The sequence below is a fragment of the Mycolicibacterium chlorophenolicum genome, from assembly GCF_001044235.1.
Lineage (GTDB): Bacteria > Actinomycetota > Actinomycetes > Mycobacteriales > Mycobacteriaceae > Mycobacterium > Mycobacterium chlorophenolicum.
The window spans coordinates 364,467-383,914 of sequence record NZ_JYNL01000023.1; the positions used below are offsets into that span (position 1 = coordinate 364,467).

The window sequence follows — 19,448 nt, forward strand, 5'->3', positions numbered from 1 at the left end:
CGTCAGAGGAGAACCAACAATGACCACTGCAACAGTCGGCATGCTCGCCGGCGTGCTCCTCGGGGTGGCGGCGGCCGCGGGTGGCTTCACCGGCTTCCTCGTCGCCCTGATCCTGGGCGCGATCGGCTACGTCATCGGCGGACAGCGCGACGGCGAGTTCGACGTGACGACCTGGTTCCAGGGCCGGCGCCGTGGCTGAGACCGGCGCGGCCGTGCTCGACGAGGCTGCCCCGGTCACCGACCCCGGTGACCGTGGCAGCCTGCAGGTGCGCGGCCGCGCGATCGAGCATCTGGTGGAGGCCGCCGTGCTGACCACGCCGGGCGTGCGCCGGCACGGGAAGGCGCTCAGCGGCCTGATCGGCCACGATCTGCCGCGCGTCGACGCCGTCGTCGCCGGCGATCACGTCCGCACCGAGGTGGAGATCGCCGCGGAGTGGGGCCGCCCGCTGGCCGCCCTGGCGGCGGACGCGCGCTCCCGGATCACCACGGCGCTGCGCGATCACGCGGGTCTCGTGGTCGACGGCATCACCGTGCACGTCGCGGCGATCGTCACCCCCGAGGGGCGCACGAACGGAAGGACACTCTCATGACAACGCTGGAAACACCTCCGTCGCAGAATGTTTCGCTCCGATCCGGACCCGTTCCGGTCGCCGCGGCCGGGGCCAGCAAGGTCGCGGTCGTCCTGGCGCTCGTCCTGGCCGCCGCCGGCGGGGTCGCCGTTCGCGACGCGGTCGTCGGGCTGGGCTGGGCGTCCGGGTCCACGTGGCTGCCCGCGGTCGCCGACACGGTCGACGGAGTCACCCCCGGCGGCTGGCTGATTCCCGCGGGTGTGGTGCTGGCCCTGCTCGGCCTGCTGCTGATGGTGATCGCGCTGTCGCCCCGCCGGCGCACCGCGGTCGCGGTGCGCGCCGAGACGCCGGTCTATCTGAGCGTGGACGGCATCGCCAAGCTGGCCGCCGCCCGCGCCCGCGACGTGGCCGGCGTGGTCGACGCGCGGGCGACCGCCTCCAAGCGGCGTGTCGTGCTGCGTTGCCGGGTCACCCGCGACGACGGCGGCGCGCTGCGCAGCACCATCACCGACGCGGTGACCCAGACCCTGGGTGCGCTGGAGCACCCGCCCCGCGTCGTCGTCCGCACCCGAACCGAGGAGACCTCATGAGCCGCATGTCCGTCGGCTTCGACCGCACCTTCACGTTTCTGACCGGCTTGGGCCTGCTCGCCCTGGGTCTGGCCGCCGTCGCCTGGCACAACGGCGTCATCGGCGCGAACCGCGCCGTGCAGACGCCCCTGGGCGACTGGATGGCGGCGTCCTGGTGGCCGTGGGCGGCCGGCGGTGCCGGGATCGTGTTGATCCTTTTGGCACTGCGGTGGCTGGCCGCGCACCGGTGGGCGGCCAGGGCCAGCCGGGTGAGCCTGGCAGGCGACGCGGGGACGACCGCCGATGCCACGTCGGTCGCGTCCGCCGCCGCCGACGCGCTGGGCGCCGACGCCGCGGTGACCAAGGCGTCCGGTGCGGCCACCGTGCTGCGCGGGCGTCCGACGGTCACCCTGACCGCGCGGGTGCCGGCCCGGCACGGCCTGCCCGCCGCCGTGGGCGCCGCCGACGAGGCCGCCCGCACCGCCGCGGTGATGCTGGGCGACAGCGTCGCCCTGCGGACCATCTTGCACATCGACACCAAGGCCGGGGCCGTCGTGCGATGACGGCGGTCGGGCAGGGCGGCCAGGTGCTGGTGCCCGGCGTGACGTGCTGGCGCACGGAACGCGCCGGGCGCTTCAGCCGCATCGTCGACGGCGCCGACTACCTGTACTACGTCAAAGAGGCGATGCTCGGGGCGCGCCGGCGGATCATGCTGATCGGTTGGGATCTCGACGCCCGCACCGCCTTCGAGCCCACTGGGGCGTCGCTGAGCGGCCCCAACCATCTCGGGCTGTTCCTGACCTGGCTGGTGTGGCGCCGCCCCGAGCTCGAGATCTACCTGCTCAAGTCCAATCTGAAGCTGCTGCCCGCGCTCGACGGGTTCTGGTTCGGTCTCACCCCGGTGTCACTGGTGAACCGGCTGACCCTGCCGCGCATGCATTTCGCCGTCGACGGCGCCCGTCCCACCGGTGCGGTGCACCACCAGAAGATCGTCGTCATCGACGACGCCGTGGCGTTCTGCGGCGGCATCGACCTCACCCTCGGTCGCTGGGACCGGCGCGAACACGAGCGCCACGACCACGGCCGCTCGGCGGCGGGACACACCTACGGCCCGCGGCACGAGGTGGCCGCGGTGGTCGACGACCACGCGGCCAGAGCATTGGCCGATCAGGCGCGCCAGCGGTGGCACGATGCGACCGGGGTGACGCTGCACCCGGTGAGCCCCGTGGGGCCGGTGTGGCCGCGCGGCCTGAACCCCGCGGTGCGCGACGTCGACGTCGCGATCGCCCGTACACAGCCCCCGCTGCGCACCCGCCCGGAGGTCCGCGAAGTCGAGGCGCTCAACCTCGCCGCGATCCGGCAGGCCCGCTCGGTCATCTACCTGGAGAACCAGTACCTCGCGTCGAGGCGGCTGGCCGACGCGCTCGCCGCGCGGCTGCGCGAGCCCGACGGCCCCGAGGTCGTGATCATCCTGCCCCGCAGCTCGGAGAGCCGGCTCGAGCAGGAATCGATGGACAGCGCCCGCGAGCGGCTGCTGCGCAAACTGTGGAAAGCCGACGAGCACAACAGATTCGGCGTCTACTGGCCCGTCACCACCGGCGGGATGTCGGTCTACGTCCATTCCAAGGTGATGGTGATCGATGACCGCCTGCTGCGGATCGGGTCGTCGAATCTGAACAACCGCTCGCTGGGCTTCGACAGCGAGTGCGACGTCGCGATCGAGGCCGGCGACCGTGCCGACGTCGCCCACGAAATCCTGCTCGCCCGAGACGATCTGGTGTCCGAACACCTGGGGGTGTCGGTGACCGAGTTCCGCGCCGAGATGGAGCGGCACGGATCGTTCCTGGCCACCGTCAACGCTCTGCGCAGCACGGGCCGATCGCTGCGCAAGTTCACCCGCCTCATGGTCTCCGGTGACGCAGGGCCTTTCGGGGAGAACGATCTGATGGATCCCGACCACGTCCCCTCCTCCCTGCTCGAGGGCTTCGGCAGCCTGGTGCACGGTCTGGTGATGTGGCCGGTGTCGCAGGTGTATCCCGCTGTCGTGTCGCACATCACGTCCCTGGCGCGTTCGGATCGCGACGCCGGGGACGACCAACCTGTGTCGGCACCCGCAACGGGTGCTGCGAACACGAGAAGGGATGAGTGACATGGGATTCATCGACAAGGCCAAGAACGCCGCCGAGGACGCCGTGGGTCAGGTCAAGGAAGTGGTCGGTGACATCACCGGCAACGACGACCTGAAGGCCGAAGGCAAGAAGGATCAGGGCGTCTCGGGCGCCAAGAAGGTCGGCGAGAACATCAAGGACAAGTTCACCAGCTAGCCTTCTCCGCCGAACCGGCGGATGAGTTCGCGGCGATCGATCTTTCCGATCCCGCGCCGCGGCAGTTCGTCGACGACGTGCACCTCCCGGGGTGCCGCCGTCGGCGACAACGCCGCACTGACATGAGAACGCAACTCGGGCAGCGTGATCGTCGCCCCGTCGATCAGAACCACGGCGGCGACGACACGCTGCCCCAGTCGTTCGTCGGCCACCCCGAACACCGCGCAGTCGGCCACCGCCGGGTGGGTGGCCACCGCCCCCTCCACCAGTGCCGGTAGCACCGTCAGACCGCCGGTGCTGATCGCGTCGTCGACCCGACCGAGCACTCTCAGCACCCTCGAATCATCTACTGCGCCAATGTCATCGGTGCGGAACCAGCCCGGATCGGCGAACGGGTCCGGCGTCACCGGGTTCCGGTAACCCGACGCCACCGTCGGCCCGCCCAGCGAGATCCGGCCCCCGTCGTCGAGCGCCACCCGCACCCCGGTCAACGGGACCCCGTCGTAGACGCAGCCGCCCGCCGTCTCGCTCATCCCGTAGGTGCGAATCACCGAAAGATCTGCCGCACTTGCCTTTTCGGCGATCGTCGCCGGCATCGGGCCACCGCCGATCAGGATCGCGTCCAGCGAGGCCAGCGCCGCGGTCGCCCTCGGATCCCCGAGTGCCTTGTCCAGCTGGACGGCGACCAGCGAGGCGTACCGGCGGCCTGGGCCCATCGTTTCGATCGCGTCCGCCAGCTCGGCCGGGGCGGCACTCGGGGGCACGGCCACCGGGGTGGTGCCCGCCACCACGCTGCGCACCAGCACCTGGAAGCCGGCGACGTGGTAGGCCGGCAGCGCCAGCAGCCAGCGGCCGGGACCTCCGAGCCGGTCGTGGGTGGCGCCGGCGCTGGCGAGCAGCGCCGCCGCGGTCAGCATCGCGCCCTTCGGGATGCCCGTGGTGCCCGACGTGGACAGCACGGCGGCCACCGTGTCGTCGATCGGCTCGCCGGCCCGCAGAGCGCGGGCCGTCGCGGCGGACTGCTCGGGATCGTCGGCGGGCACCGGCAGCAGGCCGGCCCGGCCGTCGAGCGCGTCGCCGATCGCACTCATCGCGGACAGCGCCGCGGCGCCCGAACCGACGGCGAGCGGGCGCAGCGTGGTTATGGGGTGTCCTCGCTGTCGCGGGGGTCGTCGAGTGGCCATCCCTGGGCCGCGAGCCGCTCGCGCACGCGCTCCACATCGTCGGGGGAGGGCAGATCGTCGGTGATCTGGGTGATCAGCACCCCGATGTCCACGCGGTCGATCCCGTTGGCCGTCGGATCATCGAACTCCGCGCGGGCGGTGAGCTCGGCGACGACGGCCTTGACCTCGTCGTCGGTCAGGCGGCGGCGCAGCAGTGCGAGCAGCGGCACGCGGTCAGGACCGGGCACCCCTTCCGGATACCCGGCCGCGATCCACGCCACGATCTTGGCCAGAAACTTGGTCAACGCCATCTCCCACGAACAACGCTGGGCGAACCGCCCTCGGCAGCTCGATAGTAGCCCCGGTGCCTGTCCGACACGGCACGAGAGCTGCGCCCGGGCAACGGTTCCGGGCGGCAAGATGAACATCAGATGAACACCTGGCCTGCAGCGGAAAAAGTGCCTTTTGGCACCTGGATTTCGGGTCCATGTCGATTAGTCAAAAGCGATCGGGGACCAGCAGAATGAGCGCCATGAGCGGAGAGTTCATCATCCTGGTGCTGTTGATCGTCACAGCACTGGCGTTCGACTTCACCAACGGGTTCCACGACACCGGCAACGCGATGGCGACGTCGATCGCGACGGGTGCTCTCAAGCCGAAGACGGCGGTGCTGCTCGCCGGCGTCCTCAACCTGGTCGGCGCCTTCCTGTCGGTCGAGGTCGCGGTCACCGTGACGACGTCGGTGCTCAAGATCCAGGACAGCAAGACCGGCGCACTGCTGCCGTCGATCGACGCCTCGACCGGGTTGACCATCATCTTCGCCGGCCTGATCGGCGGCATCCTGTGGAACCTGCTCACCTGGCTGTTCGGCATCCCGTCGAGTTCCTCGCACGCCCTGTTCGGTGGGTTGATCGGCGCGGGCCTCGCCGCGGTCGGGCTGAACGGCGTCAACTGGACCGGCGTCACCCAGAAGGTGCTGATCCCGGCCGTCGCCGCGCCGGTGATCGCGTGCCTGGTCGCCGCGTGCGGCACCTGGCTGGTCTACCGGATCACCCGCAAGGTGATGAAGAACCGTCGCGAGCAGGGCTTCCGCTGGGGTCAGATCGCCACCGCCTCGCTGGTGGCGCTCTCGCACGGCACCAACGACGCGCAGAAGACCATGGGCGTGATCGCGCTGGCGCTGATCACCACGGGCCACCTCACCGGGGACGTGAAAGCCGATGGGCTGCCGTTCTGGATCATCTTGAGCTGCGCCGTCGCGATCGGCCTGGGCACCTACATCGGTGGCTGGCGGGTCATCCGCACGCTGGGCAAGGGCCTGGTCGAGATCGAGTCGCCACAGGGCCTGGCCGCCGAGGCGTCGTCGGCCGCGATCATCCTGAGCTCCAGCGCCGCCGGCATGGCGCTTTCCACCACCCACGTCGCGACCGGGTCGATCCTGGGCAGCGGCGTCGGCAAGCCGGGCGCCGAGGTGCGCTGGGCGGTCGCGGGCCGGATGGCGGTCGCGTGGCTGGTCACGCTGCCCGCAGCCGCACTGGTCGGCGCGCTCGCGTTCTGGCTGTCCCACGCCGTCGAGAGGCTCACCGGGGCGGCGCTGGCCGGTGACGGACTGATCTTCCTGATCCTCGTCGGCCTGTCCTTCTACATGTGGTGGCGGGCGCAGCAACAGAAGGTGGACCACCGCAACGTCAACGCCGACTGGGACACCTCCACCAACTCCGTGGTCCCGGCCGAGGTGCGCGATGCCGCGCCCGCAGAGTCCAAGCCCTCCAAGCCCGCCGCGGTCTGACCGACGCCGACAGCGAAGGAAATCCCATGACTTACCTGGAGAGCATCCTCAAGGTGCTCGTCGTCGGTCTCGTCCTCGGCGCGGGCCTGCCGGCCGTCTTCGCCACCGGCCTGGTGGCGTTCTCCCGCGGGGCGGGCAACGACGGCTCTGACGGCACCGCCGCCGTCGCGCCGAATCCGGCCCTCAAGTTCCTCGGTGTGGCGCTGTTCGTGTTCGTCGGCTGGGTGATCCTGACCGCGGTCCTGTGGATCACCCGCACGACGATCATTCACCACACCGGCATCGACCTGTTCCCCTTCCTCCCCAAGAAGTGAGCTGACACGCTGATGACCCAGAACGTCCTCAACAACGTTCTCGGGTGGCTCCACGAGGGCTACCCCCAAGGTGTTCCGCAGACCGACTACTTCCCGCTGCTGGCGTTGCTGGCCCGGACGCTGTCCGAGGAGGAGGTCGTCAAGGTGGCGCAGACGGTGCTCAAGCGCGCCGATTCCGACACCGTCACGCCCGAGGAGATCCACGCGGCCATCCACCTGGTGACCGACAAGGAGCCCAACCCGGAGGAGATGCACCAGGTGGCGGCGCGCCTGGCCTCGGTCGGGTGGCCGCTGGCGGCGCCGGTCCGCTAGTCGCGCACGTCGCGGCGCAGCGGATGGTCCTCGGGCACCTGCACGAAGATCAGCGCCACCCCGTCGGGATCGGTGACGTGCATCTCGAACAGCCCCCACGGCTCCCGGCGCGCCTCGCGCGTGATCTGAATTCCCCGCTCCCGCAACGCATTCTGTGTCGCGTGCAGATCGCGAACCTGTAGCCACAGCGCCCCCGGGAACGGCGGCCCGCCGGCGGCCGGGGCGCCGTGGCCGGCGAGTTCGAGCAGCGACTGCCCGGCGTAGAACACCGTTCCCCCGGAGTACTCGCGGGCGATCGCGAGCCCCAGCCCGTCGCGGTAGAAGGCCAGCGATCGGTGGTAGTCCGCGGGACGGAACAGCACCCGGCTGGCCAGGATCTCCATGGCTTCAGTGTCTACCACGTCAGCCGATGCGCCGATCCGCGTCGGCCCAATACGGTTCGCGCAGCGCGCGTTTGAGGATCTTGCCGCTGGGGGTGCGCGGCAGCGCGTCGACGAAGTCGACGGTCTTGGGCAGCTTGAACCCACCGAGCCTGCCCCGCGCGTACCCGATCAGGTCGGTCTCGGTCAGGTGCGCGCCCGGCGCAGCCACCACCACGGCCTTGACGGCCTCGCCCCAGCGCGGGTCGGGGACGCCGATGACCGCGGCCTCGGCGACCCCGGGATGGGTCATCAGGACGTTCTCCACCTCGGCCGGGTACACGTTCTCCCCGCCCGAGACGATCATGTCCTTGATCCGGTCGTGCAGGTACAGGTAGCCATCGGCGTCGAGATAGCCGGCGTCGCCGGTGCGTAGCCACCCGTCGGGGGTCAGCGTCGCCGCGGTCGCGTCGGGGTTGGCCCAGTAGCCCAGCATGTTCTGCGCCGAACGGGTCCAGACCTCGCCGACGGTGCCTGTCGGAACGTGGGCGCCGGCCCGGTCGACGACGCGAATCTGCACCCACGGATACGGTTTTCCGCATGAGCGCATCAACTCCGGGGAGTGCTCGTCGCCGCCGAGCTGGGTGATCGAGCCGGTGGTCTCGGTCATCCCGTACACCTGGGCGAAGACGCCGCCGAACCGTGCGATCCCGCGGACCAGGACGTCGTCGCTGATCGGGGACGCGCCGTAGACGACGATCCGCAGGCTCGACAGGTCGGCCGCGTCGATGCCCGGCGTGTCGAGCAGGAACTGCACCACTGCGGGCACCACCAGCATGTTGGTGACGCGGTGGGTGGTGATCGCGTCGAGGATCGCCGCCGGGTCGACGTCGCGCAGCACGACCGTCACCGCCCCGTGCCACAGCCCGGCGAACGCCCACCCCGAACCGGCCATGTGGAACAGCGGCATCACCGCGAGGCTGACGGCGTCGGCGTCGAAGCGCCATGGCTGCTCGACACCGCTGGTCTTGCAGACGTAGTTGGCGTTGCTCAGCATGACGCCCTTGGGCAGACCGGTCGTGCCGGAGGTGTACATCAGGAACACCAGGTCGTCGGGTCCGGTGACGACGCCGGGGTCGACCGCAGGATGGGTCCGGAGCCAGTCGTGCAGGTCCGGCCAGCGGGGGTGGGCGCCGATCGCGACGATGCGGGCGTCCAGGGTGGATTCGATCGCCTCGACGTGGCCGACGAAGTCGGCGCCGACGACCACCGCGGCGGCCCCGCAGTCGCCGATGATGTGCCCTATCTCCGGTGGCGCCAGCCGCCAGTTCACCGGCACACCGATCGCGCCGAGCTTGGCCAGCCCGAACATCACGACGAAGAACTCGGCGCCGTTGCGGTCGAGGAACGCCACCCGGTCGCCTGCCCCGACACCGGCCGCGGCGAACGCCTGCGCGGCGCGGTTGGACAGGTCGTCGAGCTCGCCGAAGGTGATCGGGCGGTCGTCGACGATCAGGGCCGGGGCGTCCGGGCGGTCACGGCCGTGCACGCGCACGACGCCGGCGACGCTGTGGATCACGGTCAGTCCCGCGGCTGCATGCGCTGACGTTTCATGATCGTGTCGACCGCGGCGGGGGCGATGCTGTTGATCGCGTGCGCGGTGACCGCGATGCGCGGAGCGATGCTGACCGGCCGGTGCCGGGCGGCGGTGATGATCCAGCCCGCGGCCTCCTCCGCCGACAGCCCGGGCAGCCCGTCGTAGGCGCGGGTCGGCGCGATCATCGGGGTCTTCACCAGCGGGTAGTACAGCGTCGTGGAGTGCACGCCGCGGTCGCTCCACTCGGTCTCGATGATCCGGCTGATCGACGACAGCGCCGCCTTGGAGGCGTTGTAGACGCCGAACAGCGGCGGCGACTCGGTCTTCACCCCCCACGTCGAGACGTTGATGATGTGGCCGTCGCCCCGCTCGAGCATGCCGGGCGACAGCCCGCGGATCAGCCGCACCGGGCCGTAGTAGTTCAGCGCCATCGTGCGTTCGACGTCGTGCCAGCGGTCCAGCGATTCGGTCAGCGGGCGCCGGATTGAGCGGCCGGCGTTGTTGACCAGGATGTCGATGCCGCCGAGTTCGTCCTCGACGGTCGCGACCAGCGCGTCGATCGCGTCGAGGTCGGACAGGTCGCACGTGTGGGCGCGGGCGTCGCCGCCGGCGTCGGTGATCCGGGTGACCAGCGCGTCGAGTAGATCCTGCCGGCGCGCGACCGCGACCACGGTCGCGCCGCGGCGGGCCAGCTTCTCGGCCGCGGCCTCCCCGATGCCCGACGAGGCGCCGGTCAGCAGGATCCGCTTGCCCTTCAGGTCGATGATCTCCCGGTCGGGGCGGTACTGCAGCAGCGTCGGGATCAGCGGCGGCCGCATGCTGGTCAGCGCCACCTGCTCGGCCAGCCGCCGCAGCGGGTTTCGTGTCATGAGATCTCCTCGTGATTTCGGCGTGCTTGGTCGCGCTCAGCGCGACCAACGACGCCGAAATCGCTCTAGAAGTAGCGGGGGAACGGCGTCCAGTCGGGGTCGCGCTTCTCCAGGAAGGCGTCGCGGCCCTCGACGGCCTCGTCGGTCATGTACGCCAGCCGCGTCGCCTCGCCCGCGAACAGCTGCTGGCCCACCAGCCCGTCGTCGAGCAGATTGAACGCGTACTTCAACATCCGGATGGCCTGCGGCGATTTGCCGTTGATCTCCGAAGCCCATTGCAGCGCAACGTTTTCCAGCTCGGCATGGTCGGCGACCTCGTTGACTGCGCCCATCGCGTGCATCTGCTCGGCGGTGTAGGGCCGGCCCAGGAAGAAGATCTCGCGGGCGAACTTCTGCCCGGTCTGTCGGGCCAGATACGCCGATCCGAAGCCGCCGTCGAAGCTGCCCACGTCGGCGTCGGTCTGCTTGAACCGGGCGTGCTCGCGGGAGGCGAGCGTCAGGTCGCAGACGACGTGCAGCGAGTGCCCGCCGCCGGCGGCCCAGCCGTTGACGAGACAGATCACCGGCTTGGGCATGAACCGGATGAGGCGCTGCACCTCGAGGATGTGCAGCCGGCCGGCCCGCGCCGGATCGACGGTCTCGGCGGTCTCGCCGGCGGCGTACTGGTAGCCGGAGCGGCCGCGGATGCGCTGGTCTCCGCCGGAGCAGAACGCCCAGCCGCCGTCCTTGGGCGACGGGCCGTTGCCGGTCAGCAGCACCACGCCGACGTCGGAGCTCATCCGGGCGTGGTCGAGCGCGCGGTAGAGCTCGTCGACGGTGTGCGGACGGAATGCGTTGCGCACCTCTGGGCGGTCGAACGCGACGCGCACCGTCGGCTGGCTGATGTGGCGGTGGTAGGTGATGTCGGTCAGGTCCTCGAAGCCGGCCACCGGCTCCCACAGACTGGCGTCGAACGGATTGCTCACCCGTCAGACGCTATCGAACCGGAACACCGAGCAGCGCCCGGCCAGCGCCTCGAACTCGTCGGGGTTCGGTCCGGTGACCAGTCCCGCGTTCTTCATGAAGCTCACCCCGGTCGGTACCAGGATCGGGAACTGCCGCAGCAGCGGGCGCGCCTCCTCGGCGGGCAGCTCGATCATCCGCACCGGCTCGCGCACCTTGCCGCGCGTCAGCACCGCGTCCGGGTTGGCTTGGGCGTTGCGCACCCAGTCGGCGCCGGGGAAGCCGCCGACGACGTAACGCTTCCCGTCGACCTCGAACGGTGTGATGGGGGTGGACCGCGGCTGACCGGACGTGCGGCCCGTCACGGTCAGCACCATCGGTCCGTCTTTGATCAGCCCGATGCGCGACCCGGCGATCAGCACTTTGTTCAACGGCTTGAGCCACCACGGCGGCTGGGGATCGGCCATGGTGTCGACGGTAGGCGAAATCAGATCTGGATGCCGTGGGGCCACAGCGCCGCGACCAGCCCGTCGCGGCGCTCCCGCGTCGGCAGCGGGTCGACGAGCGCGAACGCGCAGCCCAGCGCGCGGGCGCCGCCGTCGGCCTCGTCGCTGTCGCCGACCATCAGCGCCCGCTCGGCGGGCACCCCGACCTGCTCCAGCGCCGCGGTGAAGATGGCCGGGTCGGGTTTGACGGCGCCGACTTCGAACGACAGCACGAACGCGTCGACGTCGCCGGCCACGCCGATCGTCTCGAACGCCGGCCGGATGTCGAACGCGATGTTGGACACCACCGCGGTCTTGATTCCGCGCTCGCGCAGACCGGCGAGCACGGTCGCGGTGTCCGGGTAAGGCGTCCAGTACGCCGGGTCGATCACCTTGGCGTACAACGCTTCCGCGTGATGACGGGCAAGCCCGGACTCGCGCAGCACGTGCAGGTACGCCTCCCGATGAAGGTGCGGGGCGAGGTCGCGGTTGACCCAGGCCTGCAACGCCTCGGGAGTCATCGACACCGAGCGGCCGGTGGGGGCGGTCAGCCGGCGCACCAGCTCGGCCTGCACGTGTTCGTCCACCTCCCGGTTGTCGGGGGTGTCGAGCTCCATGCCCGCGAACCAGCTCTCGTCCTCCTCGAGACGGAACAGGGTGCCCGAGAAGTCGAACAGCACAGCTTGCAGATCTGTCACGGCGTCGCCCACGTCCCCATCGTGCCAGGTGTGAAAACGTCGCTGAACGGCTAATTAAGGGCCATGCGCTTCTCCGCGACGGCTCCGTCGCAGATCGTCGTCGTGGTGCCCGCCCACAACGAAGCCGCTCACCTGCCCGCCTGCCTGCGTGCGCTGGCCACGGCGGCGCTGGCCGTCTCCGCTCCGGTCCTGACGGTCGTGGTGCTCGACAGCTGCGACGACGGCAGCGAGCAGTTGGCGGGGGAGTTCGGTCCCGACGTGCACTTCGTCTCGGTGGAGGCCGGCAACGTCGGTGCGGCGCGCGCGGCAGGCTTCGCCTACGCGCGGGGAATCCACGACGACGACGCGGCGACCTGGTACGCGACGACCGACGCCGACAGCCAGGTCGACGCAGACTGGCTGGTGCGGATGACGGCGCCGGGAGCCGACATGGTGCTCGGGGTGGTCCGGGTGCCGTCGTGGCGCAACTTCTCGGCGGCGGTCGTCCGTCGCTACCTGAGCGCCTACAGATCCGGCGGGCCCGGCCATCACCACGTGCACGGCGCCAACATGGGCTTCCGTGCCGACGCCTACTGGCATGTCGGTGGGTTCCGGCCGCTCGAGACCGGTGAGGACGTCGACCTCGTGGACCGCGTCAAGGCCGCGGGCCTGCTGGTCCACCGCGACAGCAACCTGTCGGTGGCGACCTCCGATCGCGCCGAGGGGCGCGCCCCGAACGGATTCGCCGGCCACCTCAGGGGATTGTCGCGAAAAGCGGCCTCGTGAGCACAGGGTTGGTCACGGAGTGGCTGGTCTCGGGTGAGCTCGACCTGCCGCTGCCGGGCCGTGGCTCCACCGCCCTGCGCTGGCAGCGGCTGGCGGCGATGGCGGAGGTGGACGTGACCGCCGGACGGCTCGCCGAGGCGCATGCAGACGCGGTCGCCATTCTCGCCGAGCTCGGCGGTCCCCGTCCGGAGCCGGGCCAGTGGTGGGGTGTGTGGGCTGCGGAGGCCGGCGACGCGGTGTTGTCGGCGCGCGATGACGACGGTGCGGTCCGGCTGTCGGGCACCAAGGTCTGGTGCTCGGGCGCGGCCCTGTGCTCGCACGCTCTGGTCACCGCGCAGCTGCCGTCGGGGGAGCGGGGACTGTTCGCCGTCGACCTCGGCGCGCCCGGGGTGCGGCCCCTGCCCAGCACCTGGCGCAACGCCGGCATGGCCGACTCCGACACCCGATCGGTGCACTTCGAGGACGCCCCGGCTGTCGTCGTCGGCGAGCCGGGGGAGTACCTGACCCGGCCCGGGTTCTGGCAGGGCGGAGCGGGTGTGGCGGCGTGCTGGCTCGGTGGCGCACGCGCGGTCGCCGCGCCGCTGTACGCGCGGGCGGCGGCGGACAAGGCCGACGCACACGCGCTGGCGCACCTGGGCGCGGTCGACGCGGCGCTGGCCTGCGCGGAGGCGACGCTGACCGCGGTCGCCGGCGACGTCGACGCGGATCCCGAAAACCGTTCCGGACGTGCAGAACTGCTGGCCCGTCGGGCCCGCGCGGTGGTCGAGACCGCGGTGGACGAGGCGATCTCGCGGACGGGCCGCGCGCTGGGGCCGGCGCCGCTGTGCCTGGACCCCGAGCACGCGCGGCGGGTGGCCGACCTCTCGGTCTACGTGCGGCAGAGCCACGCCGAACGGGACCTGGAACGACTCGGTGTGCTCGCCGGAGCGTCGCCATGACGGCCGCGCGGGTGGGAAATGGTGCGCGGCTGTCGGCGCAGCCCGTCCCCGACGGCGGCACCCCGACGCAGACCTGGGTCGACGCCGGGCTGCAGTTGCCGGAACTGGATCTGACGACCTGTCGGGAGCTGGTGGTGGTCGGTGCCCATCCCGACGACGAGACACTGGGTTTCGGTGCGACGGCGGCGCTGCTCGCCGAGTCCGGGGTGCGCGCGCAGATCGTGTCGGCCACCGACGGCGGCGCGGCCTACCCGGAACTGTCTCTGCTGCAACGGTATCGGCTCGAGCAGACGCGACGGGAGGAGCTGAGGCGCGCGGCCGGTGTGCTGGGCCTGTATGCGCCGGTCAGCCTCGGCCTCCCTGACGGGCAGGTGGCGGCGCACGAGCAGCGACTCGCCGATCTGCTCGTCGAGATCCTCGACGGAAAGCCGCCCGGCACGTGGTGCGCCGCGCCGTGGCGGGGTGACGGTCATCCCGATCACGAGGCGGTGGGCAGGGCGGCCGCGGTCGCGGTCGAGCAGACCGGGGCGGTGCTGGTGGAGTATCCGGTGTGGATGTGGCACTGGGCGCGGCCCGGCGACACGGCGGTGCCCTGGGGGCGTGCCCACATGACGCGTCTGACGGAAGCGGCGCTGGAGCGCAAGCAACGCGCGGCGCGGTGCTTCGAAAGCCAGTTCACCGCACCGACTCCCGGCGGCGAACCGGTGCTTCCGCCCGCGGTCGTGCACCGGCTGTTGACCGTCGGCGAGGTGGCGTTCCGGTGAGTGCCCGGTTGCCCGACGCCTACTTCGACCGGATGTACGCCGACGCCGACGACCCATGGTCGCTGGGGACGCGGTGGTACGAACAGCGCAAGTACGCGATCACCACAGCCGTGCTGCCGTACCGGCGATACCGGCACGCCTTCGAGCCCGGCTGCTCGGTCGGCGTGCTCACCGAACTGCTGACCCGGCGCTGTGACCGCGTCACGAGCACCGACGTCAGCATCGCGGCACTGGACGCCGCGCACCGGCGTCTGTCGGCGGCCGGGGTGGCCGACCGGGTTCGACTGCTCCGTGGTTCGTTCGACGAGCCGTGGCCGGACGGCCCGTTCGACCTCGTGGTGCTGTCGGAACTGTGCTACTACCTGCAGCCTGAGACGTTGCGGCAGGTGCTCGACCGCGAGGTGCCCCGGCTGGCACCGTCGGCCACCGTCGTTGCCGCGCACTGGCGGCACGCCGTCGACGACTATCCGATGAGCGGTGACGCGGCCAACGACGTCGTCGCACAGACCGCGGGGCTGCACCGCCTGGGCGGCTACACGGACACCGACGTGGTCATCGACGTGTTCGACACGGTGAGCGCGGCATCGGTCGCCGAGCGCACGGCGGTACCCGGCGCCTAGCCGTTGCGAGCGCGCAACGCCTTGTCCTGCAGCACTTTCCGCTCGGCCTCGTTGTCCGCCAACTGCGCGGCGCGGTCGAACTCGCCGGCCGCGTCGGCGTGCCGGCCCATCCGCGACAGCAGTTCTGCGCGCACGCTGGGCACCAGGTAGGAGCCCTCGAGGCCGCGGATGTCGTCGATCAGGCGCAATGCCGCCGCGGGGCCGGCGGCCGGGTCGGCCATGGCGACGGCCACCGCCCGGTTGACCTCCACCACCGGGGACGGGGCGAGCCGGCGCAGCGCGTCGTAGAGGGAAACGATGCGGGCCCAGTCGGTGTCGGCGGCGGTCGGCGCGACGACGTGACACTCCGCCAGTGCGGCCTGCAGCGTGTACCAGCCCCAACCGATCTCGGTGCGCTGCAGGATCTCCGAGGCCCGACGCAATGCGGCGACGCCACGCCCGATGGCGGCGCGGTCCCAGCGGGTGCGGTCCTGGTCCTCGAGCAGGATCGGCGTTCCGTCGGCGCGGGTGCGGGCGCCCAGGCGCGAGGACTGGAACTCCATCAGCGCGAGCAGGCCGGCCACCTCGGCCTCGTCGGGGAGCAGGGCCGCCAGGACCCGCCCGAGACGCAGTGCCTCGCTGCACAATTCGTCGCGGATCCAGCGGTCGCCGGAGGATGCCGAGTAGCCCTCGTTGAACACCAGGTAGATCACGCTGAGCACGGCGGACAGCCGCTGGGGGTGGTCGGAGCGGTCGGGGATGTCGAACGGTACGCCGGTGAGCGCCTTCTTGGCACGCACGATGCGTTGCGCGACGGTGGCTTTCGGGACGAGGAAGGCGGCGGCGATCTCGTCGGTGGTCAGGCCGCCGACCAGGCGCAGCGTCAGGGCGATCTGGCTTTCCCGCGGCAGGCTCGGATGAGCGGCCATGAAGACGAGCCGCAGCACGTCGTCGTCGATGCGGTCGGGATCCCAGGCGCTGTCGGTGACGGTCTCGAGTTCGCGGGCCAGCACAGCGTATTTGGCGTCGAGGTTGTCGCTGCGGCGCCAGTGGTCGATGGCCTTGCGCTTGGCGACGGTGGTCAGCCACGCGCCGGGATTACGCGGCACCCCGCGCTCGGGCCACTGGGTGAGCGCGTCGACCAGTGCCTCGGCAGCCATGTCTTCAGCGAAGCTGACATCGCCGACCGCGGCGGTCAGCGTCGCGACGATCTTCGCGGCCTCCATGCGCCACACCGCGTCGACGGTGCGCTGGACGTAGGGGTCGCTGGCCACCCCGTCATTGTTTCTCAACGCGAGCGTGCGTGTCTGCGGCAGCCACGCCGCGAAAAGTCCCGAGAAGGCGCACGCTCGCCGCGTCGTCAGCCGACCGAACGCCCCGCGCCCTCCCAGAACTGCGCCCGCACCGCCTTCTTGTCCGGCTTGCCCAGCGCGGTCACCGGCACGGAGTCGACGACGATCACCTGCTTGGGCGTGTGCACCGAGCCCTTGCGCTCCTTGACCGCCACCTGGATCTCCGTGACCATCGTGTCGACCGCGGCCTCGTCGGTCGCCGCATCGGGTCGCAGCACCACCACGGCCGTCACCGCCTCGCCCCACTTCTCGTCGGGCGTACCGATCACGCACACCTGTGCGACCGAGGGGTGTTCGGCCACAACGTCTTCCACCTCACGCGGGAACACGTTGAAGCCGCCGGTGACGATCATGTCCTTGGTGCGGTCGACGATGTAGTAGAAGCCGTCGGAGTCCTCGCGCGCGAGGTCGCCGGTGTGCATCCACCCGTCGCGGAAGGTGTCGGCGGTCGCGTCCGGCAGCTTCCAGTACCCGCCCGACAGCAGCGGGCCGGACACGCAGATCTCTCCCACCTCGCCCTGGGGCACCGGTTGGCCGTCGTCGCCGAGCAGCGCCACCCGCGCGAACAGCGTGGGCCGCCCGCATGACGTCAACCGCTTCTCGTCGTGGTCCTTCTTGGCCAGGTAGGTGATCACCATCGGCGCCTCGGACTGCCCGTAGTACTGCGCGAAGATCGGTCCGAACCGCCGGATCGCCTCCTTCAGGCGCACCGGGTTCATCGCCGAGGCCCCGTAGTACACGGTCTCCAGCGACGACAGGTCGCGGGTGTGCGAGTCGGGGTGGTCCATCAGCGCGTAGATCATCGACGGCACCAGCATCGTGGCGGTGATCTTCTGCTCCTCGATCACCCGCAGCACCTCGGCCGGGTCGAACTTGGTCAGCACGATCAGCTCGCCGCCCTTGACGATGACCGGCGTGAAGAACGCCGCGCCCGCATGCGACAGCGGCGTGCACATCAGGAATCGCGGGTTCTCCGGCCACTCCCATTCGGCCAACTGCACCGTCGTCATCGTGGTGATCGACTGCGTCGTGCCCATCACGCCCTTGGGCTTGCCGGTGGTGCCGCCGGTGTAGGTCAGCCCGCCGATGTGGTCGGGCGGCAGGTCGGCCGCGACCAGTGGCTGCGGCGCGTACTTCGCCGCTTCGGCGCTGAGGTCGACGGCGGCGACGTCGGCGAGCTCGGCGGGAACCGGACCGATGGTCAGGATCTGTTTCAGCGACGGCACCTTCTCCAGCAGGCCCAGCGCCCGCTCGACGAACATCGGGTTGGGGTCGATGATCAGCGAGGTCACCTCGGCGTCGGCGAGCACGTACGCGTGGTCGTCCAGTGACCCCAGAGGGTGTAGTGCGGTGCGCCGGTACCCCTGCGTCTGGCCGGCGCCGATGATCATCAGCACCTCGGGCCGGTTCAGCGACAGCAGTCCGACCGCGGCGCCGGTGCCGGCCCCCAGCGCCTCGAAGGCCTGGATGTACTGGCTGATGCGATCGGCCAGCTCACCGCCGGTGAGCGTGATGTCGCCGAGGAACAGCACGGGCCGGTCCCGGTGGCGCTTCAGCGCGCCGACGGTCAGGTGGCCGGAGTGCAGGGGATGCCGCAGCAGATCACTCATGGGCTACAGATTAGAACGTGTTCCAATTTTAGTCACCAGGCCCGGTACCCGGGGCGACGAGGGCGGGGTCCGCGCAAGTCGCGTAGTCGACTACGCGCGATCGCAAACACTTCAGGCGAAACACTTTCCCCGACGGCCGGCAGAGCGTCGGCCGACACCGAGGGGAGAACTTCTGATGACCACCCGAACTGCCGTTTCGCTGGCCCTGGCCACCGCATTCGCCGGCTCGCTCGCAGCGATGCCGGTCGCGCACGCCGACCCGCTGGACGCGATCATCAACACCGTCAACAAGGACCGTCCGGCGCGCTGCCCGGCGCTGAAGTACGACAGAGGCGTCCTCGAGGGCGCTGCTCAGACGTATGCGCGCTCGGAGAACCCGGTCGACGGACAGCCCGCCGGATACAACGGGCGGACGCTCGCGTTCCTCGGGTCCGGCGATCCGCAGGCCGCGGCGACGACGAGCGCGTACTCGCGCGGCGCCGGCGGGGTCATCACCAACTGCGACTTCACCGAATTCGGCGTCGGCTTCATCCGGCACGAGGATCGCGAGGTCGACGTCGTGACGATCGTGCTGGGCGCTCCGAACAAGCCGGCGGACCCACCGCCGGTCGCCAAGGGCCCCGATCCCGCGCCCGTGGTCGTTCCCGAGCCCCCGAAGCCCGACCCCGTCGCCCCCACGGACGCGATCCGGTTGGCGTTCGACCGGGGGTTGACCAGCTGGACGGTGAACATCACCAACTCCTCGGCGCTGGCCGGCACGTGCACCTATGTCGCGACGAACCCGGTGCTGCCGGGGGTCAACAAGACCTTCTCGATCGGCCCGAACGGGAGCACCAGCTTCCCGGTGCTCCCGCCGCCGCCGCTGTCGACCTACCACGTGACGGTGTCCTGCAAGGGCGACTTCAACGGCAAGAACGTCGAATTCGGTCACGTCGAACAGGACGTCTGACGCACCGCGCCGGCATGGCGGTCCGCACGGACGGCCATGCCGGCGGCTGAGGGCTCAGCCCGGGTAGCCCTCCTTCTTCCACTGCATCTCCTTCTGCACCCACTCGTTGTCCTGCGGGAACTCCTCGGTCTCGGTGACGCGCCGGACCTCGAGCCGTGCGCCGCAGCCCAGCGGGCACTTCAGCGCCCACTGCTTGGCTTCCTCGATCGACGACACCCCGAGGATCCAGAACCCGTTGAACAGCTCCTTGGCCTCGGTGTACGGGCCGTCGGTGATCACCGGCGTCTCGGCGTCGAAGTTCACGACGAAGCCGTCCTCGGGTCCGGCGAGGCCTTCCCCGGCGAGCAGCACCCCGGCTTTGAGGAGCTCCTCGTTGTAGCGGCCCATCGCGGCGATGACGTCGTTGAAGTCGACGTTCTCCATGGCCTTCTCGGCCTCGGGGGTGGACCGCAGGATCAGCATGTAGCGGGTCATGGTCTCT

25 protein-coding genes are annotated in these 19,448 nt (G+C 70.7%); 14 read left to right on the forward strand and 11 right to left on the reverse strand.

What is annotated here, in order from left to right; genetic code table 11:
* Window positions 1-19: 19 nt before the first annotated feature.
* The 6 genes from MCHLDSM_RS13945 to MCHLDSM_RS13970 are packed head-to-tail and all read left to right on the forward strand — an operon-like array spanning window position 20 to window position 3,462.
* Window positions 20-199 carry a hypothetical protein gene (locus MCHLDSM_RS13945; protein ID WP_048420681.1) on the forward strand — a complete coding sequence of 60 codons (180 nt, stop codon included), beginning with the start codon at window positions 20-22 and terminating at the stop codon, window positions 197-199.
* Complete coding sequence (locus MCHLDSM_RS13950; RefSeq protein WP_048470596.1) at window positions 192-590, forward strand: Asp23/Gls24 family envelope stress response protein; 399 nt, start codon at window positions 192-194, stop codon at window positions 588-590. The genes MCHLDSM_RS13945 and MCHLDSM_RS13950 overlap by 8 nt, the downstream gene beginning before the upstream one ends.
* Entirely contained in the window at window positions 587-1,159 is a 573-nt protein-coding gene (locus MCHLDSM_RS35015; RefSeq protein ID WP_053082979.1) for a DUF6286 domain-containing protein, read from the forward strand. Before MCHLDSM_RS13950 ends, MCHLDSM_RS35015 begins: the two co-directional genes overlap by 4 nt.
* Entirely contained in the window at window positions 1,156-1,701 is a 546-nt protein-coding gene (locus MCHLDSM_RS38765) for a hypothetical protein (protein WP_053082980.1), read from the forward strand. The genes MCHLDSM_RS35015 and MCHLDSM_RS38765 overlap by 4 nt, the downstream gene beginning before the upstream one ends.
* Entirely contained in the window at window positions 1,698-3,287 is a 1,590-nt protein-coding gene (locus tag MCHLDSM_RS13965; RefSeq protein WP_048470597.1) for a phospholipase D-like domain-containing protein, read from the forward strand. The genes MCHLDSM_RS38765 and MCHLDSM_RS13965 overlap by 4 nt, the downstream gene beginning before the upstream one ends.
* A complete protein-coding gene (locus MCHLDSM_RS13970) occupies window positions 3,280-3,462 on the forward strand; it encodes a CsbD family protein (RefSeq protein ID WP_407661860.1) in 183 nt (60 codons plus the stop codon). Before MCHLDSM_RS13965 ends, MCHLDSM_RS13970 begins: the two co-directional genes overlap by 8 nt.
* Here the strand turns inward: MCHLDSM_RS13970 and menE are convergent.
* Entirely contained in the window at window positions 3,459-4,553 is a 1,095-nt protein-coding gene (menE, locus tag MCHLDSM_RS13975; protein WP_048470598.1) for an o-succinylbenzoate--CoA ligase, read from the reverse strand. The two genes, MCHLDSM_RS13970 and menE, sit on opposite strands and share 4 nt — an antisense overlap.
* 50 nt (window positions 4,554-4,603) lie before the next feature.
* Window positions 4,604-4,930, reverse strand: a complete 327-nt coding sequence (locus tag MCHLDSM_RS13980) for a DUF3349 domain-containing protein (RefSeq protein ID WP_082168882.1) — start codon at window positions 4,928-4,930, stop codon at window positions 4,604-4,606.
* 227 nt (window positions 4,931-5,157) lie between these two features.
* On the opposite strand from MCHLDSM_RS13980, the gene MCHLDSM_RS13985 reads away from it, so the two are divergent.
* The 3 genes from MCHLDSM_RS13985 to MCHLDSM_RS13995 are packed head-to-tail and all read left to right on the forward strand — an operon-like array spanning window position 5,158 to window position 7,040.
* Window positions 5,158-6,414 (forward strand): inorganic phosphate transporter, encoded by a 1,257-nt coding sequence (locus tag MCHLDSM_RS13985; RefSeq protein WP_048470715.1) that lies wholly within the window; start codon window positions 5,158-5,160, stop codon window positions 6,412-6,414.
* A gap of 26 nt (window positions 6,415-6,440) precedes the next feature.
* Window positions 6,441-6,728: a hypothetical protein gene (locus tag MCHLDSM_RS13990; RefSeq protein ID WP_048470600.1), complete on the forward strand. Its 288-nt coding sequence runs from the start codon at window positions 6,441-6,443 to the stop codon at window positions 6,726-6,728.
* A gap of 12 nt (window positions 6,729-6,740) precedes the next feature.
* On the forward strand, window positions 6,741-7,040 hold the full coding sequence (locus MCHLDSM_RS13995; protein WP_048420674.1) for a DUF3349 domain-containing protein: 300 nt from the start codon (window positions 6,741-6,743) through the stop codon (window positions 7,038-7,040).
* Here the strand turns inward: MCHLDSM_RS13995 and MCHLDSM_RS14000 are convergent.
* From MCHLDSM_RS14000 to MCHLDSM_RS14025, 6 genes are all read right to left on the reverse strand, one after another.
* Entirely contained in the window at window positions 7,037-7,423 is a 387-nt protein-coding gene (locus tag MCHLDSM_RS14000) for a VOC family protein (protein WP_048470601.1), read from the reverse strand. The genes MCHLDSM_RS13995 and MCHLDSM_RS14000 overlap by 4 nt on opposite strands.
* Window positions 7,424-7,442: 19 nt before the next feature.
* Window positions 7,443-8,984, reverse strand: coding sequence for a long-chain-fatty-acid--CoA ligase (locus MCHLDSM_RS14005; protein WP_407661864.1), 1,542 nt, complete (start codon window positions 8,982-8,984; stop codon window positions 7,443-7,445).
* Window positions 8,981-9,865, reverse strand: coding sequence for an SDR family oxidoreductase (locus MCHLDSM_RS14010; protein WP_048470603.1), 885 nt, complete (start codon window positions 9,863-9,865; stop codon window positions 8,981-8,983). Before MCHLDSM_RS14010 ends, MCHLDSM_RS14005 begins: the two co-directional genes overlap by 4 nt.
* A gap of 65 nt (window positions 9,866-9,930) precedes the next feature.
* Window positions 9,931-10,830 (reverse strand): 1,4-dihydroxy-2-naphthoyl-CoA synthase, encoded by a 900-nt coding sequence (locus MCHLDSM_RS14015; protein ID WP_048470604.1) that lies wholly within the window; start codon window positions 10,828-10,830, stop codon window positions 9,931-9,933.
* Between the two features lie 3 nt (window positions 10,831-10,833).
* A complete protein-coding gene (locus MCHLDSM_RS14020; RefSeq protein WP_048470605.1) occupies window positions 10,834-11,274 on the reverse strand; it encodes a nitroreductase family deazaflavin-dependent oxidoreductase in 441 nt (146 codons plus the stop codon).
* A 20-nt stretch (window positions 11,275-11,294) separates the two neighbouring features.
* A complete protein-coding gene (locus MCHLDSM_RS14025) occupies window positions 11,295-11,990 on the reverse strand; it encodes an HAD family hydrolase (RefSeq protein ID WP_048470716.1) in 696 nt (231 codons plus the stop codon).
* 63 nt (window positions 11,991-12,053) lie between these two features.
* Here MCHLDSM_RS14025 and MCHLDSM_RS14030 point away from each other — a divergent pair, with 63 nt between their 5' ends.
* The 4 genes from MCHLDSM_RS14030 to MCHLDSM_RS14045 are packed head-to-tail and all read left to right on the forward strand — an operon-like array spanning window position 12,054 to window position 15,077.
* Window positions 12,054-12,755 carry a glycosyltransferase family 2 protein gene (locus tag MCHLDSM_RS14030; protein ID WP_048470606.1) on the forward strand — a complete coding sequence of 234 codons (702 nt, stop codon included), beginning with the start codon at window positions 12,054-12,056 and terminating at the stop codon, window positions 12,753-12,755.
* Window positions 12,752-13,693, forward strand: coding sequence for an acyl-CoA dehydrogenase family protein (locus tag MCHLDSM_RS14035; RefSeq protein ID WP_048470607.1), 942 nt, complete (start codon window positions 12,752-12,754; stop codon window positions 13,691-13,693). The genes MCHLDSM_RS14030 and MCHLDSM_RS14035 overlap by 4 nt, the downstream gene beginning before the upstream one ends.
* A complete protein-coding gene (locus MCHLDSM_RS14040) occupies window positions 13,690-14,457 on the forward strand; it encodes a PIG-L deacetylase family protein (protein ID WP_048470608.1) in 768 nt (255 codons plus the stop codon). The genes MCHLDSM_RS14035 and MCHLDSM_RS14040 overlap by 4 nt, the downstream gene beginning before the upstream one ends.
* Window positions 14,454-15,077 carry an SAM-dependent methyltransferase gene (locus MCHLDSM_RS14045; protein WP_234713970.1) on the forward strand — a complete coding sequence of 208 codons (624 nt, stop codon included), beginning with the start codon at window positions 14,454-14,456 and terminating at the stop codon, window positions 15,075-15,077. The genes MCHLDSM_RS14040 and MCHLDSM_RS14045 overlap by 4 nt, the downstream gene beginning before the upstream one ends.
* Here the strand turns inward: MCHLDSM_RS14045 and MCHLDSM_RS14050 are convergent.
* Window positions 15,074-16,282 (reverse strand): RNA polymerase sigma factor, encoded by a 1,209-nt coding sequence (locus MCHLDSM_RS14050; RefSeq protein WP_174545683.1) that lies wholly within the window; start codon window positions 16,280-16,282, stop codon window positions 15,074-15,076. The two genes, MCHLDSM_RS14045 and MCHLDSM_RS14050, sit on opposite strands and share 4 nt — an antisense overlap.
* 134 nt (window positions 16,283-16,416) lie before the next feature.
* Window positions 16,417-18,018: a fatty-acid--CoA ligase FadD8 gene (gene fadD8, locus MCHLDSM_RS14055; RefSeq protein WP_048470610.1), complete on the reverse strand. Its 1,602-nt coding sequence runs from the start codon at window positions 18,016-18,018 to the stop codon at window positions 16,417-16,419.
* Window positions 18,019-18,193: 175 nt separating this feature from the next.
* On the opposite strand from fadD8, the gene MCHLDSM_RS38120 reads away from it, so the two are divergent.
* Window positions 18,194-18,967: a CAP domain-containing protein gene (locus tag MCHLDSM_RS38120; protein WP_048470611.1), complete on the forward strand. Its 774-nt coding sequence runs from the start codon at window positions 18,194-18,196 to the stop codon at window positions 18,965-18,967.
* 54 nt (window positions 18,968-19,021) lie between these two features.
* Here the strand turns inward: MCHLDSM_RS38120 and MCHLDSM_RS14065 are convergent, their stop codons facing one another.
* Complete coding sequence (locus MCHLDSM_RS14065) at window positions 19,022-19,441, reverse strand: YciI family protein (protein ID WP_109788818.1); 420 nt, start codon at window positions 19,439-19,441, stop codon at window positions 19,022-19,024.
* Window positions 19,442-19,448: the final 7 nt, after the last annotated feature.